Source organism: Sphingobium sp. TomTYG73 (assembly GCF_055394245.1).
In genome coordinates, this window is record NZ_AP027340.1 from 101,432 (window position 1) to 116,520 (window position 15,089).

Annotated in this window: 12 protein-coding genes and 1 pseudogene; 6 read left to right on the forward strand and 7 right to left on the reverse strand. The window is 63.3% G+C overall.

The window, feature by feature from the left end:
• Positions 1-37 precede the first annotated feature (37 nt).
• From ACZ5TH_RS13455 to ACZ5TH_RS13470, 4 genes and pseudogenes are all read left to right on the forward strand, one after another.
• On the forward strand, positions 38-1,216 hold the full coding sequence (locus ACZ5TH_RS13455) for an HlyD family secretion protein (RefSeq protein WP_464795516.1): 1,179 nt from the start codon (positions 38-40) through the stop codon (positions 1,214-1,216).
• Positions 1,213-2,760, forward strand: a complete 1,548-nt coding sequence (locus ACZ5TH_RS13460; protein ID WP_464795517.1) for an MDR family MFS transporter — start codon at positions 1,213-1,215, stop codon at positions 2,758-2,760. Before ACZ5TH_RS13455 ends, ACZ5TH_RS13460 begins: the two co-directional genes overlap by 4 nt.
• Before the next feature lie 8 nt (positions 2,761-2,768).
• On the forward strand, positions 2,769-4,178 hold the full coding sequence (locus ACZ5TH_RS13465) for an efflux transporter outer membrane subunit (protein ID WP_464795518.1): 1,410 nt from the start codon (positions 2,769-2,771) through the stop codon (positions 4,176-4,178).
• Positions 4,179-4,237: 59 nt separating this feature from the next.
• Positions 4,238-5,010: pseudogene (locus ACZ5TH_RS13470) on the forward strand (SDR family NAD(P)-dependent oxidoreductase).
• A 165-nt stretch (positions 5,011-5,175) separates the two neighbouring features.
• On the opposite strand, the gene ACZ5TH_RS13475 reads toward ACZ5TH_RS13470, so the two are convergent.
• From ACZ5TH_RS13475 to ACZ5TH_RS13495, 5 genes are all read right to left on the reverse strand, one after another.
• Positions 5,176-7,557, reverse strand: coding sequence for a TonB-dependent receptor (locus tag ACZ5TH_RS13475; RefSeq protein WP_464795519.1), 2,382 nt, complete (start codon positions 7,555-7,557; stop codon positions 5,176-5,178).
• A 230-nt stretch (positions 7,558-7,787) separates the two neighbouring features.
• Entirely contained in the window at positions 7,788-8,402 is a 615-nt protein-coding gene (locus ACZ5TH_RS13480) for an EthD domain-containing protein (protein WP_464795520.1), read from the reverse strand.
• The gene (meaB, locus tag ACZ5TH_RS13485) at positions 8,399-9,361 is read right to left on the reverse strand and encodes a methylmalonyl Co-A mutase-associated GTPase MeaB (protein WP_464795521.1); all 963 of its coding nucleotides are present in this window, start codon (positions 9,359-9,361) and stop codon (positions 8,399-8,401) included. The genes ACZ5TH_RS13480 and meaB overlap by 4 nt, the downstream gene beginning before the upstream one ends.
• Complete coding sequence (locus tag ACZ5TH_RS13490) at positions 9,361-9,786, reverse strand: cobalamin B12-binding domain-containing protein (RefSeq protein WP_464795522.1); 426 nt, start codon at positions 9,784-9,786, stop codon at positions 9,361-9,363. Before ACZ5TH_RS13490 ends, meaB begins: the two co-directional genes overlap by 1 nt.
• 5 nt (positions 9,787-9,791) lie before the next feature.
• Positions 9,792-11,513 (reverse strand): methylmalonyl-CoA mutase family protein, encoded by a 1,722-nt coding sequence (locus ACZ5TH_RS13495; RefSeq protein WP_464795523.1) that lies wholly within the window; start codon positions 11,511-11,513, stop codon positions 9,792-9,794.
• 125 nt (positions 11,514-11,638) lie between these two features.
• Here ACZ5TH_RS13495 and ACZ5TH_RS13500 point away from each other — a divergent pair, with 125 nt between their 5' ends.
• Complete coding sequence (locus ACZ5TH_RS13500; RefSeq protein WP_464795738.1) at positions 11,639-12,508, forward strand: helix-turn-helix domain-containing protein; 870 nt, start codon at positions 11,639-11,641, stop codon at positions 12,506-12,508.
• 170 nt (positions 12,509-12,678) lie between these two features.
• Positions 12,679-13,536: a helix-turn-helix transcriptional regulator gene (locus ACZ5TH_RS13505; RefSeq protein ID WP_464795524.1), complete on the forward strand. Its 858-nt coding sequence runs from the start codon at positions 12,679-12,681 to the stop codon at positions 13,534-13,536.
• A gap of 40 nt (positions 13,537-13,576) precedes the next feature.
• On the opposite strand, the gene ACZ5TH_RS13510 is transcribed toward ACZ5TH_RS13505, so the two are convergent.
• Together ACZ5TH_RS13510 and ACZ5TH_RS13515 are read right to left on the reverse strand one after the other, a co-directional pair.
• Positions 13,577-14,794 carry a cytochrome P450 gene (locus ACZ5TH_RS13510; RefSeq protein ID WP_464795525.1) on the reverse strand — a complete coding sequence of 406 codons (1,218 nt, stop codon included), beginning with the start codon at positions 14,792-14,794 and terminating at the stop codon, positions 13,577-13,579.
• Positions 14,791-14,997 (reverse strand): ferredoxin, encoded by a 207-nt coding sequence (locus ACZ5TH_RS13515; protein WP_449469455.1) that lies wholly within the window; start codon positions 14,995-14,997, stop codon positions 14,791-14,793. The genes ACZ5TH_RS13510 and ACZ5TH_RS13515 overlap by 4 nt, the downstream gene beginning before the upstream one ends.
• Positions 14,998-15,089 lie beyond the last annotated feature (92 nt).

Below are 15,089 nucleotides of genomic sequence, written 5' to 3' on the forward strand. Positions count from 1 at the left end.
TAAGTCATCGCTTCGAAGCCCAGACGGTAGGATTTCTATGAGTGAGCCAAAGGGGTCGTTGGCCGATGCGGTCGATGCAGAACCCCTCCCCGACGATGCGATTGGCGAAGGGGCAAGCCGCCCGAAGCGGCGGAGGCTGGGCCTGGTTTTGGGCATTGCGGGCGTGGTTGTTCTTATAGCCGGTGCGTTCTGGTTTGCCCGATACGAGCTGTACGGTAAATATCAGCAAAGCACGCAGGACGCCTATTTGCAGGCCGACAGCGTCACCGTTTCGGCGCGGGTGTCAGGTTACGTCAGTGAAGTGCTGGTCCATGAAAATCAGGATGTGAAGCCCGGTCAGCCATTGTTGCGGATCGAAGCGCCCGATTATCCGGCACAGGCGGCGCAGGGGCAGGCGCAGATCAATCTGGCGCAGGCGAACGCCGCCAATGCGGAAGCGATGATCGGGGAACAGGAAGCGGCGATCGAGCAGGCGCGCGCGATGCTGGCGGCGGCGCAGACGAAGGCGCGGTACGCAGCGTCCGAAGTGGCGCGATACAGTCCGCTTGCGGCGAGTGGCGCGGAACCCGCTGAAAAGCTGGCGACGCTTCGCACCCAGGCGGCGCAGGCGGCGCAGGATGTGGCGGCGCAGAAAGCATCGACGCAGGGCGCGGAGCGGCGGATTGCCAGCCTGCGCGCCCAGATCGCCCAGGCGAAAGCGCAAGGCCAGAGCGCACGCGCCCAACTGGACGCGGCACAGCGTAACGTCCGGGACATGGTGATACGCGCAAGCATCGCGGGACGGGTGGGCGATCTTTCGGCGCGCATCGGCCAGTTCGTGCAGCCCGGCCTGCGCCTGATGTCGGTCGTGCCGGTGGAGCAGCTTTATCTGGAAGCGAATTTCAAGGAGACGCAGCTGGGGCTGATGCGTCAGGGGCAACCGGCGGAGATCGATGTGGACGCTCTGCCGGGGGTGACGCTGCATGGCCATGTCGCCAGCCTTGCGCCCGGCACCGGGGCGCAATTTTCGCTGCTGCCTCCGCAAAATGCGACGGGCAACTTCACCAAGATCGTGCAGCGCGTGCCCGTGCGCATCGCCATAGATGCCGACCCGTCGATCAAGAAGCTGTTGCTGCCCGGCATGTCGGTGGAGGTTTCGGTGGACACCCGGTCGGCCCGCGAAGAAGTGGAACGGCTGAAGAATAGCAAGCAGGTTCGGCCGGAAGCCGCGAAGTGAACGCAGGCCAGCCTGAGACAGCCGAGCGCGCAAGCGTCGCGGACTGGCTCGCGGTGGCGGCTGGCACGCTGGGTGCGATGATGGCGATGCTCGACATTTCCATCGTCAATTCCGCCCTGCCGATCATCCAGGGCGAAATCGGCGCGAGCGGTACGGAAGGGACCTGGATCGCGACGTCGTTCATCGTCGCGGAAATCATCATCATTCCCTTGGCGGGCTGGTTGCAGCGGCTTCTGGGGCTGCGCAATTTCCTCCTGATCGCCACCGTGGGTTTTGTGGGATTTTCGATGATCTGTGGCATGGCGCAGACATTGCCGGTCATGATCGGGGGGCGGATCGGCCAGGGCATTACGGGCGGGGCGCTGATCCCCACGGCCATGACCATCATCGCGACGCGATTGCCGCGCCATCAACAAGCTGTGGGTAATTCCCTGTTCGGGGCCACGGCGATCCTGGGGCCTATCATGGGGCCGGTGCTGGGGGGCTGGCTGACCGAGAATATCAGTTGGCATTATGCCTTCTTCCTCAACCTGCCGGTGGGGCTTGCTCTGCTGCTGCTGCTGCTGGTCGCGCTTCCCTATGAGCGGCCGCGCCTTGACCTTATCGGCGAGGCGGACTGGCTGGGCGTGTTCGGCCTTATCCTGGGGCTGGGCGGGCTTACCGTCGTGCTGGAGGAAGGCGAGCGGGAGCAGTGGTTCGAGTCATCGACGATCATATGGCTGACCATCACGGCCGTGGCGGGGTTCGCCATGCTGCTGGCCGGGCAGTTGCTGGCGAAACGGCCGGTGATCCGGCTGCGGCTGCTGTTGGACCGGCAGTTTGGCGCAGTGTTCATCATGGCGATGATGATCGGCATGGTGATTTACGGCACATCCTATGTGATCCCGCAATTCCTCACGCTGATCGCAGGCTATAATGCGCTGCAGTCGGGGCAGATCGTACTGCTGTCGGGCGTACCGATGGTGCTGATGATGCCGTTCATGCCATGGGCGATCCGCACCATACCGATCCATCTTTCGGTCCTGATCGGATTGGTCCTGCTGATCCTCAGCACCTATATCGAAACATCACTGACGTCGGTGTCCACGGGCGCCGATTTCGTCGATTCCCAGTTGATGCGCGGCGTCGGCACCATTTGCGTCATGATGTTCCTGAACCAGGCGGCAATCCGTTCCGTGCCCATGTCTTTGGCAGCCGATGCGTCAGGCCTCTACAACGCCGCGCGCAATCTGGGCGGCTCCTTCGCGCTGGCGGGCATCGCGGTGGTGCAGGACCAGCGGCTGTGGCTTCATGCGCGCAGGATGGAGGAGAATCTGGCGGCCAATGGCCTTGACCTTCAACATTATGTCGATGCGCAGGCACTCGCGCTGGGCGGCCGCGATGCGGCGTTCCGCATGATCGAACAGGGCATTCAGACGCAGGCGCTTACGATGACCTTTATCGACCTGTTCTGGATGCTGATCATCGCCATCCTGTGCACCGCGCCGCTCGTCTTTTTCCTCCGCCCGCTGCCACAGCATGCCGCGCCTGTGGCCGCTCATTGAGATTGTCGATGCGTAACCGATCCGCCTTTGCCTTTGCCTTGCTCCTGACCACGGCCTGCACCGCTGGACCCGACTATCGCGGCCCTGGGGACGTGGCCCCTGCCCCACCGTCGCATTTCGTCCGGGGAGACGCCGGGTCCGGGTCAGTGGAAGCGGCCGCGCCATGGTGGACTAGCCTTGGCGATCCGGTGCTGAACCAGTTGATGGATCAGGCGCTGGCCGGGAACCCTCGCCTGGACGCCGCAGCGGCGCGCATCCGGCAGGCGCGCGCGGCCCTGCGCCAAAAGAGGGCGGAAGAGCTGCCAACGGTCAACGGCTCAGTCATCTATGCCAAGGCGCGCTTGCCCGGACAGTCGGAGGATGGGAGCGCCACCACGCTCGACCTGTACAATGTCGGTTTCGACGCAAGTTGGGAACTGGATCTTTTCGGCGGCAGCCGCCGCGCCGTCGAGGCGACGCGGGCCGATGTCGCGGCGAGCGAGGCGGGGCTGGACGACGCCCGCGTCAGCCTGTCGGCGGAAGTCGCGCAAAGCTATGTCGAGCTACGCGATCGGCAGCAGCGCCTGTCTCTGGGTGTCGAGGCGTTGGCTTTGCAGGATGAGGAGGTCGCCCTCACCCGGCAACGTTTTGAACGGGGGACGATTGCGCGAGGCGAGCTGCTGCAACAGGAGTCCGACCGGGATCGCGCGCGCGCGCAGTTGGCGCCGATGCGGGCCGAGATCGACGCGTTGAAGGATAAGCTGGCGGTGCTGACCGGCGCTGTTCCGGGGACGCTGGACAGCTTGCTCGATCCGTCGGCTGCTTTGCCGCTGCCCCCTGCTGAGGTCGCGGTGAGTGATCCGGCCGCCCTGTTGCAGCGCCGCCCCGATATACGCGCGGCGGAACGCAAGCTGGCCGCCCAGACCGCACGGATCGGCGTGGCGGATGCGGCGCGCTTTCCGCACATCAGCTTCCTGGGGCTTATCGGGCTTGGCGGGTCGTCGCCGGAGGATCTGGTCGATCTGGACAAGTTCACGGTGGCGGCGGTGCCACGGATCAGCTGGTCTTTCCTGGATTTCGGAAAAGCCCGCGCGCGGATCGATGCCGCGGAGGCGCAGCGGGATGAGGCAGCGGCGGATTATCGCGCGGCGGTGCTGAACGCGTTGCAGGATGCCGAGGGTTCGCTGGCGCGGTTCCAGCGGCAGCGGGAGAGCCTGGCCGATCTGGCGCGGGCCGAACGACAGGCGAAGATGGGAGCAGAGCTTGCGCGGCAGCGGAGTCAGGCGGGGACGATTTCGGGAATAGACTATTTGAAGCAACGGCGTCTGGTCTTGGCGGCTTCGCAGGCGAGGGTTCAGGCGGCGGCGGGGCTGACCGTGAGTTTTATCAATGTGCAGAAGGCCATGGGGCTTGGATGGCAGGGAATGAGTAGCCACTGAGGCAAGGTTATTACGGATAGAAATAAAATAGGAGAGACAGGATGAGCGCGGATCTGGCCATGGGTTGCCGCCGTCTGGTGGACAAGGTCGTCGTCGTGGCTGGCACGTCCACCGGCATCGGACGGGGGACCGCTTTGCGGCTGGCGGCGGAGGGCGCGACCCTGATCGTCGCAGCGCCGGGCAGTCACAAGGACAGGATCGACAGCCTGGTCGATGAGATCGGCGCGATGGGCAGCCGCGCGACCGGATGCGCGTTCGACGCGACCGATGACGCGTCGAACGCGGCGCTGATCGATATGGCGGCGAGGACCCATGGCGGGATCGACGCGGTGCATGCCAATTTCGCCGACCTGCAAATCCTGTTTTCCGACACCAACGCGCTGACCGTGACCGACGAGGTGATGGAGCGCACATTGGACGTCAATCTGAAGGGCATGATGCGGATCACGCGCCATGCCCTGCCCAAGCTGCTGGAGCGCGGCGGCGGGGCCATGATCTATACCTCATCGGGCGCGGCGATCGCGGGGGTGCCGGTGCGCCCCTGTTATGCGATGGCGAAGGCCGGGATCAATGCGCTGGTGCGCCATGTCGCCAGCGGCTGGGGCAAGCAAGGTATCCGCGCCAATGCCATCATGCCGGGGTGGTGATTACGCCCGAGCTTCGCGCCACGATGCCGACGGATTTCCAGCAGCAGGTGCTGGAGAAAGGGCGGTCTCCGCGCCTTGGGCTGGTGGAGGATATTGCGGCAATGGTCGCGTTGTTGGCGAGCCGGGACGGTGAGTGGATCAGTGGTCAGTGCATCGCGGTGGATGGCGGATCGACGATTAATTAGAGCGAAGTGCGCACATTGATCCTCCCCATCGTGAGATGGGGAGGGGGACCGTTCGCGAAGCGAATGGTGGAGGGGAAATCTCACAGGTCGTGCCATTTCCCCCTCCACCAGCCTACGGCTGGTCCCCCTCCCCACGCTTCGCGCGGGGAGGATTTTTAGGTCTGATCAGAAGGCGATCTTGGCATCCACGCCGTAGGAGGTGGGCTTGTTGAACGTCGCACCGGCGAAGCCCAGGGCGCCGAAGTCGATGCCGTAAACGAGCCGCTTCTGGTTCAGCAGATTGTCGCCCCAGATGCCCACGTCGAGCTTGCCGCCGCCAAGGTCGAAGCCTTCGACAGACAGACGCGCCTTTACGTTGGTCTGGCTGGGCGAAACGATCTGTTCGTTGAACGGCGCAGTGTTGTCGAGCGCGTTGAAGTAGATCTTCGTGCGATAGGAATAGTCGCCACGCAGACGGACAAGCGTGTCACCGCCGCCGATCGGGTGCGAATATTCAGCGCCGACATGGACGTTCCACTTGGGCGTGTAGAGCGGCCGTGCCTCGTCAGCGACGTCCACCAGCGTGTTGGTGCCCGGATCGCGGAAGAGGAAGGTCTTATAGTCATGCTTCACATAACCGACCGAACCGTCGATCTGGAAGCCACGGAAGGGCGCCGCCGTCAGTTCCGCTTCGAAGCCCGACAGGCGCACCTTGCCCGCGTTGACGATCAGCGAGGTAGCGCCGCCGCTGCCCGCGGCGAACTGCTGGACCTGCAGATCGTTATAGTCGGTGATGTAGCCAGCGACGTTCAGGCGCAGGCGGTTGTCGAACCATTGCGACTTGAAGCCTGCTTCATAAGACGTCGCCTTTTCAGGATCGAAGCCGTTGATGCTGCCACCGCGCGGGTTGATGCCGCCCGAGCGATAGCCGGTCGATACGCGGCCATAGAGCATGACATCGTCCATCACCTCATAGCTGACCGACGCCAGCCAGGAGAAGTTGTCGAAGCTGCGGCGGCCACGCTGCACGGGGAAGACGTCACCGGCCAGATAGATGGTCTTGTCGTCAGCTGTGTGACGGCCGCCCAACGTGACTTCCAACTTGTCGTCGAGCGAGGACGGCTTCCAGCTAACCTGGCCGAACAGGGCCATCGACTGTGACGTGCCGCCGAATGCCTGAACGGGGGTGGCGTTGATGCCGACGGTCGCGAGGCCCGGATTGGCCGCCGCCACGGCTGCCGCAGTGCCGGCCGGGAGGCCGTAGAAATCAAGCGCAGCCACCGGCGCCAAAATCGTCAGAGCCTGCTGGTTATATTCCGACGACTTTTCGTAGAAATAATACATGCCGAGCAGGTAGCTGAGGTCGCCGACCTTGCCGAGCGCCTGGAATTCCTGGCTGAACTGCCACTGCTTCTGCGGGGCATTGTTGCCGGTATAGGGGACAACATCCTGAACAGATACAAGCGTGGGTGAGTTAAAGTCGATTACTGGCCCGCGCAGGACGCCATTACCCGACAGGTTCAGGATCGTGTCCTGGAAGAACTTCCGGTAGCCGGTGATCGACTTGACCGTAAGCTCAGGAATAGCTTCATAGCTGAGGGTCAACCCGTGGCCCTGAACGCGCGTCTTGCTGCCGTAGCGGAAGTTGCCGTTGCGGTCGGTGAAGCCCGCCTGCTGAACCGTGCCCTGACGATCGGGGCTGACGAGGAAGGGCGCGCCGCCGAAGCTGGGCGACTGCGAATAATAGTCCTGCGCCAGTGGGGTGGCAGCGACGATCTGGAAGAAGGCAGGCGTGCCCTTGCGATTGTCATAATCGAAGCTGTAATTGACCGTCAGGTCGCCCAGATCCGCCTGCAAACCGATGGCAACCGAGTCAGCATTCAGTGAGCCGGGGTCCTGCGAGGCCGGGGTGAGCGTGTTGTTCACATAGCCGTCGCCCTGGCGATGCTGATAGGCGATCGACGCCTTCAAAACGTCGCCCAGAATATAGCCAGTGTCCAGACGCGCGCGGGCATACCATTCGTTGAAGCGGCCGTAGCCAGCCTTTGCCGTGACATGCATGTCATTGGCGGGCTTCTTGGTGATCAGCTGGAGCGCGCCACCGATGGTGTTGCGGCCGAACAGCGTGCCCTGGGGGCCGCGCAACACTTCGATCCGTTCCAGATCGATAAGGTCGAACACGGCACCGGCGGCACGGGCGAGGTAGACGCCGTCGAGATAGACGCCCACGCCCTGTTCAGACACGGCCGAAGGTTCGTTGTTGCCGATGCCGCGAATGTAGATGGTCGCGGCCGAAAGGCTGGACGGCTGCTGTTCGATCGTGATGTTCGGCGCGAAATTGGGGACATCGGTCGGGTCCGAGATGTTCTGCCGTTCGATGAAGTCGCCGCTGAGCGCGGTAACGGCGACAGGGACGTTCTGCAGCGTTTCCGCGGAACGGCGCGCAGTTACGACGATGTCACCGAGAGTGGTCGATGGTTCCTGAGCGGCGCTTTGTTCCTGAGCGTTCGCCGAAACCGAAAACGGCACCAAAATTGCGGTAACGCCCGCAAGCAATATGGACTTCATACATCCTCCCAAACACATGCTGCTCTTAGTCAACAGTCCCGGTCTTTATCGTTATCTGCATGCGCCACACGGGAAAAAGCGCCTGTTGACCCCGAACATGGATAAACATGTCCGATGCAGCTCCGTTAGTCGCAATTATCGCTTACATCAAGGATGATTGCGTCAATCTGCGTATTATCTGACGTTTATATCTACGCTGTTGCACATTTGCACACCGGCAATCTTAGCGCCTAACGAGAGGCGGAATGGCCGCCCGGCAACTGCGCAGCCGGAGTTGCGACATGGCGGAGCAGCAGCGCTTGAGTGGAAAGACCGTACGGAATGGCGGCCTGGGCTTGCCATCCCGGCAGCCACAGGACGGCCTTTGCCGGAAAGGCGAGGTCGGTCCAGTTGCTCAAGAAGTCGATCGAAACGCCGGGCATGTCCTTGGCGAACCCCTCCGCCCACTCCAACACCGCAGAGCGCAGATCGACGCCTTCGGCGTTCTGAACGAGCAAGGCGGTTCGGCGGCCGTCGGAATCGGCGGGGTCTCCGGGGGAAAGGATGACTTCTTCGACCCCAGCCGAGGCGATGAGGGGCCGGTTCATGAAGCGTTCCTCATCAGCGGCCATGATCTTTCCGACCGGCCCCGCCATGAGTGCTGCCGCCGCCTCTATATCGTCGGCCCAGAATTCGCTGATCGTGTCCCAGCCGAATAACTGCGCCCCGGTGACATGGTTGCGGGCGTAGGCAGAGAAGGGGAAATAGCTGATCGCCAGCGGAGCGTGATTTTCCTCATAGTAATGCTGGAAATCTTCGCGAGTGGTGCCCGGCTTGTGGGCCAGAGCGCAGATGGACTTGGTCATGCGGCGGCACTCTTTGCAGAAAGGGCTGTGACAATTTGCTCTGCGGCGGCGTAGGGATCAAGCTGCCGCGTTTCGACCTGATCGACTATGGTCTCGCCGCATAGCGCCATCGCGCGGGATGCGAGGGCGTCGCGGACGAGGGAGAAGAGCTGCTCCCTTGCGCTCAGGCGGCTGCGAGCGGTGAAATCCCCATGTTCTTGCAGGAAGCTGCGGTGGGCGGCGATGGCATCGGCGATGGCGTCCGCGCCCTCCCCCTTTGCAGCGACGGCGCGCAGTAGTGGCACGTCCCAGCGCTGGTCCGTGACGGTTTGGGCGCGCAGGTGGAGCATCAGTTCCATCTGGCGGTGGGTGGCGTCATAGCCGTCCCGGTCGGCCTTGTTGACGACGAAGATGTCGCCTGCCTCCATAAGGCCCGCCTTCACCGCCTGGATTTCGTCGCCGAGGCCCGGAACCGCGACGATGACGGTGGTGTGGGCGAGGTTGACGACGTCGATTTCGTCCTGCCCTACTCCCACGGTTTCGACCAGGACGATGTCATAGCCCATGGCGTCGAAGACGAGGCACGCATCATGGGTGGAGCGGGACAGGCCGCCTGCCTGCCCCCGCGTGCCGAGGGAGCGGATGAAGACGCCGGGGTCGAGCGCGTGGCGGCTCATGCGGACGCGGTCGCCGAGGATCGCGCCGCCGGTGAAGGGGCTGGACGGATCGACGGCGATGACGGCGACGCGCTGTTCGCGCTTGCGCCATTCGGCGACGAGAGCGTCGGTGAGGGTGGACTTGCCAGCGCCGGGCGGGCCGGTGACGCCGACCAGCTGGGCGCGGCCGGTGTGCGGGTAGATGGCGGCCAGCACTTGCGCGCCGCGCGGGTCGCGGTCATCCAGCCAGCGGATGGCGCGCGCGCCTGCCGCCACTTCTCCAGCGAGGAGGCGGTCGGCTATGTCAGCCGCGCCCTGCGGCATCAGGCGGCATCCTCCGCCAGCCGCTGCGCCCACCAGCTTTCGAGATAGGCGACGATGTCGCGCGTGTCGGCGCCCATGGTGAAGATGCGATCGACGCCTGCTTCCTCAAGGATCGGCTTGTCCTCTTCCGGGATGACGCCGCCTGCGACCAGCAGCTTGTCGCCCGCGCCTGCGTCGCGGAGCAGGCGGGCGAGTTTGGGCAGGTTGCGGGTGTGACCCGCCGAAAGGGTGGAGATGCCGACGACGTCTACATCCTCCTGAATGGCGGCGGCGCAGACCATCTCCGGGGTTTGCTTGAGGCCGGTGAAGATGACCTCCATGCCCGCTTCGCGCAGGGCGTGGCCGATGACGGTGACGCCGACGGTGTGCGTGTCCATGCCGAGCTTGGCGAGCAGGACGCGCAGGGGGCGTTTGAATGTGGTCATGCTGGTCAAATCCCCATCAGCTGGCTGTCGGCGCTGTGGACGCCGAAGACGTCGCGCATCGCGTTGCAGATTTCGCCGTGCGTGGCGTAGAGTTTTACCGCTTCGAGGCAGGGCGGGACCATGTTCGCGCCGGTGCGGGCGGCTTCGCGCACCTTTTCGAGCGCTGCATCGACGGCGGGCTGGTCGCGGCGGGCGCGCAGGTCGCGGACCTTGCGGATCTGCTCTTCCTCCATCGCATCGTCGAGGCGGAAGATTTCGATCTCGCGCGCCTCATCTTCGCGGGTGAGGTGGTTGACGCCGACCCATTTGCGACGGCCCTCCTCGATATCCTTGTTGCGTTCATATTGTTCGCGGCCGAGGGCGCGCTGGATATAGCCGGTCTCGATGGCCTTCAGCGCCCCGCCCATGGCGAAGATCTTGTCCATCTCGGCGAAGGCGGCGTCCTCCATCTGCTTGGTGAGGGTTTCGACATAGTAGGAGCCTGCCAGCGGATCGATGGTCTCGGCGACGCCGGTTTCGTGGGCGACGATATGCTGGATCGCGGCGCCGACGCGGATGGCGTTTTCGGCTGGGAGGGCGTGGGCCTCGTCATAGAGGGGGGTCGTCATCGCCTCCCCTGCCCCGCCGAGCGCGCAGGCGGTCGCCATGATGCCGAGCCGGGCGATGTTGTTGAGCGGCTGCTGGAGGGTGAGCGCTATGGTGGTGGGGGACGTCATCATGCGGATTTTGAGCGCTTCGGGCTTGGTCGCGCCATAGCGCTCCCTCATCAGCCGCGCCCAGCATTTGCGGAAGGCGCGCAGCTTGCAGACGCCTTCGAAGAAATCCATGTCCACATTGACGACGAAGTGATTGATGTAGGGCGCGACCGTGTCGATATCGAGACCGCGCTCCAGCACCGCGTCGATATGCGCGCAGGCTATGCTAAGCGAATAGGCAATCTCCTGCACCGGGTTCGCCTTGGCGGGCTGAAGCTGGGCGGAGATGATGGAGATCGGCGCCCAGTTGGGATGGTTGCGGATGATATATTCGATGCAGTCGGTGGCGATCCGCAATCCATGTTCAGGCGGATATATGTAGCGGCCGACGCAGGTATATTCGATCAATATGCCGTTCACGATGTGGAGGACGAAGTCCTGCGGGTCGACGCCCTTTTTCTCCAGCGCGGCGATGATCATGGCCAGGTTGACCGGCTGCGGCGCGTTGCAGACGCTCATCAGATATTTGAGCTTGTCGAAGGGGAGGTCGAAGGCTTTTTCGAGGTCTTCGAGGCTGTCGAGCGCCATCCCTGCGCGGCCGACTTCGCCCTCCACTACGGGATCGTCGCTGTCATAGCCGTTGGTGGTGGCTAGGTCATATTCGAGGATGAGGCCGGAGAGGCCCTGGTCCAGCATGTAGCGCGCGCGCTTCGCCCAATCCTCGCCTTTGCCGAAGCCGGTGACCTGGGTCATCGTCCAGAAATCGGAGCGATGGCCGTTCGGGCGGGTCGAGCGGGTATAAGGATATTCGCCGGGGAAGCCGAGGTCTGCGCTATAGTCGAAGCCTACCGCATCGAGATCGACGGGCGTGTAGAGCGGCTTGATCGGCCATTTGAGCGCCTGCGTCACGAAGGGGTCTCGGCGTTCTGGGCGCTGATCGAGGGCGGGGCCGCGCGTTTCCTGCTGCCAGCGCGCTTCTTCCTGCGCGATTGTGTTGGTGGCGGGGACGATGGGTCCGGTCGGGCGATTCATGGCGGCACTCTCCTTGGCTTTATTGCTATCCGGTGCGGGAGAGCGGGCTCAAGGAGCGTCGGGAGAATGCCGCATGATTTTCGCATGATCTCGTAATATTTCACGCTTTGTGATAAGTGACGGTGATGGATGCCATATCGATCCGGCAGGCGCGGGAGAGCGCCGACATTGTGCGTCGGTCGCTTGGGCTCGATGGCGCGGCTGTTGAAATATGCGCTTTTCCCGAAGTGCGGGAAGAAACGGTGCAGATGGTCGAGCCGCAGTCGGTTTTGATGCTGGGCCTTTCGCGGCTGCTGACTGGGTCGGAGGGGCGGAAGGCGGGTGATCCGCGCCGTCCGTTCGCGCGCATGGGGGCGCTGGCGCTGCGTCCGGCTGGTGTGCCGATGGAGTTTCATGTCGCGAAGGGCGCGTTCGATACCCTCCGCATTCGCTTTGAGGATCAGCGGATAGCGCCAGCGCTGGCGGGGATCGGTTTTGACGATGCGACGTTGGGTGCGTGCTTCGACATGCATGCGCCGCCCATTGAGGAGGCGATGCTGCGGCTGGCGGCAGAGGTCGAGCATCCCGGAAGTGACAGCGCAGATATTGCGGAGGCGCTGGTGTCGCTGATCCTGCTCGATTTGCGACGGTTTCTCGCTCAAGCGGCGGAGCGCGCGGGGCGGCGGCGGGGCGGGCTATCCGCGCGGGCGTTGCGGGTGGCGCTGGCGATGATCGATGCGCCCGGCCCTGCACCGTCGATCAATGCGATGGCGGAGCGGTGTGGGATCAGCAGGGATCATTTCATCCGCTGCTTTCACCAGACGACGGGCATCAGTCCGGGTGCGGCGATCCGGCGGCGGAGGATCGATCGGGCGAAGGCGATGCTGACGGAGGATAAGGGGTCGATTGAGGAGGTTGCGCGGGCGTTGGGCTATGCGGGGGCGCCGTCTTTTTGCGCTGCCTTCAGGCGCGAGACTGGGCGGCCGCCTGGGGCCTGGCGGGTGTTGATGCGGTAGGTTCGAGAATAGAAATCCGTTCGGGCCGTTGTCGAAGCCCCTTCACTTCCCCTCTGACGTGAAGCCTATGAAGAAGTAGAGCCCTTCGACAAGCTCAGGGCGAACGGAGGAGAAGTGGTCTTGAACGGATGGTTCAAACCGAGAAAGAGACGTTCTAAGGACCAAGATCAATGAGCGAGATCGACTTCACCGCCACGATCATCGAATCTTGCCCGGTGTCGGGCGGGCGGTTCGAATTGGTGGAATGGCACTGGCCCGACATCGTCAGCTTTGAGCGAACCGAGCAGCAATTGATGCTGGAAATGTCGCTCCCCCCGATGGCCGCCGATGCTTCAGCCTATTTCCCGGACATTGATCCCGAGCGCCGCTGCTTCATGGGGGCGCTGTTCGTCCGTCATCCGGGCGTCGCGATCGGCGGGCGATCGGAAGGCAGGCAGATCCGCGTGATCCGATGCGTTTTTGATGACTCGCATGGTGCGGCGATCATCGGCTCGGGCGAACCTTCGCTGCCATTCCTGCAAGGGCTGCTCAATATCCGTAACGACGCGCTGCGCAGTCTGATGCGGCTGGCCCATCGGGAGTTGATCAATCCGCTTGATCGGTCGACCGAGGCGATGGAAGCGTTTTTCCAGCTGGTGCAGGTGGAGCTGGGTCGGGTGTTCCAACAGGCGGCGGGTGCGGCGACGGCCAGTCGACTTGCACCCTGGCAGTTCCGCCGTATTCGCGAGCGGATCGAGGCGGGTGCGCCCATGCCCGGCGTTGCCGAACTTGCGGCGCTGTGCGGGATCAGCACGCGGCATTTGCACCGGCAGTTCCTGGCGCTGACCGGCAAGACGATTTCCGACTATATCGAAACCTATCGCATCGAGCAGTCGAAGCTGCTGCTGGCGCGTCGCGATGTGCCCATGAAGCAGGTGGCGGAGCAAGCGGGATTTTCGCACGGGAACAGCTTTGCGCGGGCGTTTCGCCGGGCGACGGGATTGTCGCCGCGCGAATATCGGCAGCGGTCGGCGGCTTTGATGGATTGAGGGGCGCGGAGGGCTGATGCGCAGCCCTCCGCGCCCTTCCTCACCAGCGCAGTTTGAGCGAGGTGAAGCCCATTACCGGGCCGCCGAAGACGGATTCGGCGTCCTGATCCGGGTCCAGTTCGAATTCGGGAATTTGCCGCAGCCATTCCTGTAGCGAGATCATGATTTCCCGCTTGGCGAGGTGCGACCCGATGCAGCGGTGCGGCCCGAGGCCGAAGGTGACATGGTTATTGACCTTGCGATCGAGGTCGATGGTCTGCGGGTCGCTGAACGTGCGCGGGTCGCGATTGGCCACTGTGTTGGGCAGGACAACCCGATCGTTACGGCGGAACTGCACGCCCTTATACTCGCAATCGTGGGTGACGCGGCGGTAAATGTTGGAGACCGCGTTGATCCGCATCAGTTCCTCGATCGCGAGGAGGAAGGCTGATGGATCATCCAGCCGGTCGCGGAATTTCTGCCGCGCGTCCGGTGATGTCGCGAGATAGCGCCAGACATAGGTCATGGTGTTGGTGACCGTGTCGAGCCCCGCGACGAAGAGCAGGAAGCCGCAATTGATGATGTCTTCCCAAGGGAAGGGATTGCCGTCCGCGTCGCGCGATTGCACGACGGTAGAGGCTATGTCGCTGCCGGGATTGCGCTCCTTCTCTCGGAAGAGTTCTTCCAGCACGTCATAGATTTCCAGCAGGTTCGCGGCGCGGATGTCCGGGTCAGTGCTGCGGAAGAAGGTGTCGGAGATACGCAGGAATTCAGGCAGGCGCTCTTCGGGCAGGCCGAACAGCTCAAGGAAAGTGCCGGTCGGGAATTTGGCGGCATAATCCTTGACGAAATCGCACCCGCCCTTTCCAGCGAAGCCTGAGATGAGCCTTTCGGCGCGGCTATGCAGTCCGTCGGTCATCCGGCGGACGGCGAGCGGCGTGAACATGGGCGCGAGCAGCTTTCGGAACACGTCATGCTGTGGCGGATCGACGCCATTGGGCTGAAGAATTGGATAGGGTTCCAGCGGCGGGATTTGCGCCTTATGCGTCGAGAAAATCTCGTGATTGCGATAGGCTTCGGCAATGTCGGCGTAGCGCAGGAACACCCAATGACCGCCGTTGCGCGGCGTGTAGAAAATGGGCGGCGCACCTTTTTGGATAAGGCCGTGCCAGATTTGCACCGGATCGGACACGTCGGCAGGCATGTCGAAAAAGTCGAAATCCCGGATCAGGTCTTCAGGGACATGGGTTGGCGCGGCGGGGTAGAAGCTCACGGTCATGCGGCCGATCCCTTCGCGATGCGCAGCGCGCCTTCGGGGCAGTTGCGCACGGCTAGCCGGACTTTTTCCTCAAGCTCCGGGGGAAATTCGGGTTGTTCTATGACGACTTTACCCTCCACCGCGTCGGTGGAAAACACCTCCGGGCACAGGTCTTCGCATCGGGCGTGCCCCTGACATTGGGCAAGATTGGCAACCACTCTCATCGAGGCAGACTCTCCTGATCTTCGTTGCCGCCTTTTACCAAATCGGTGATCGGGGGCCTATTGCCGGGAAGGAGCAAAATGCGTCATCAGGA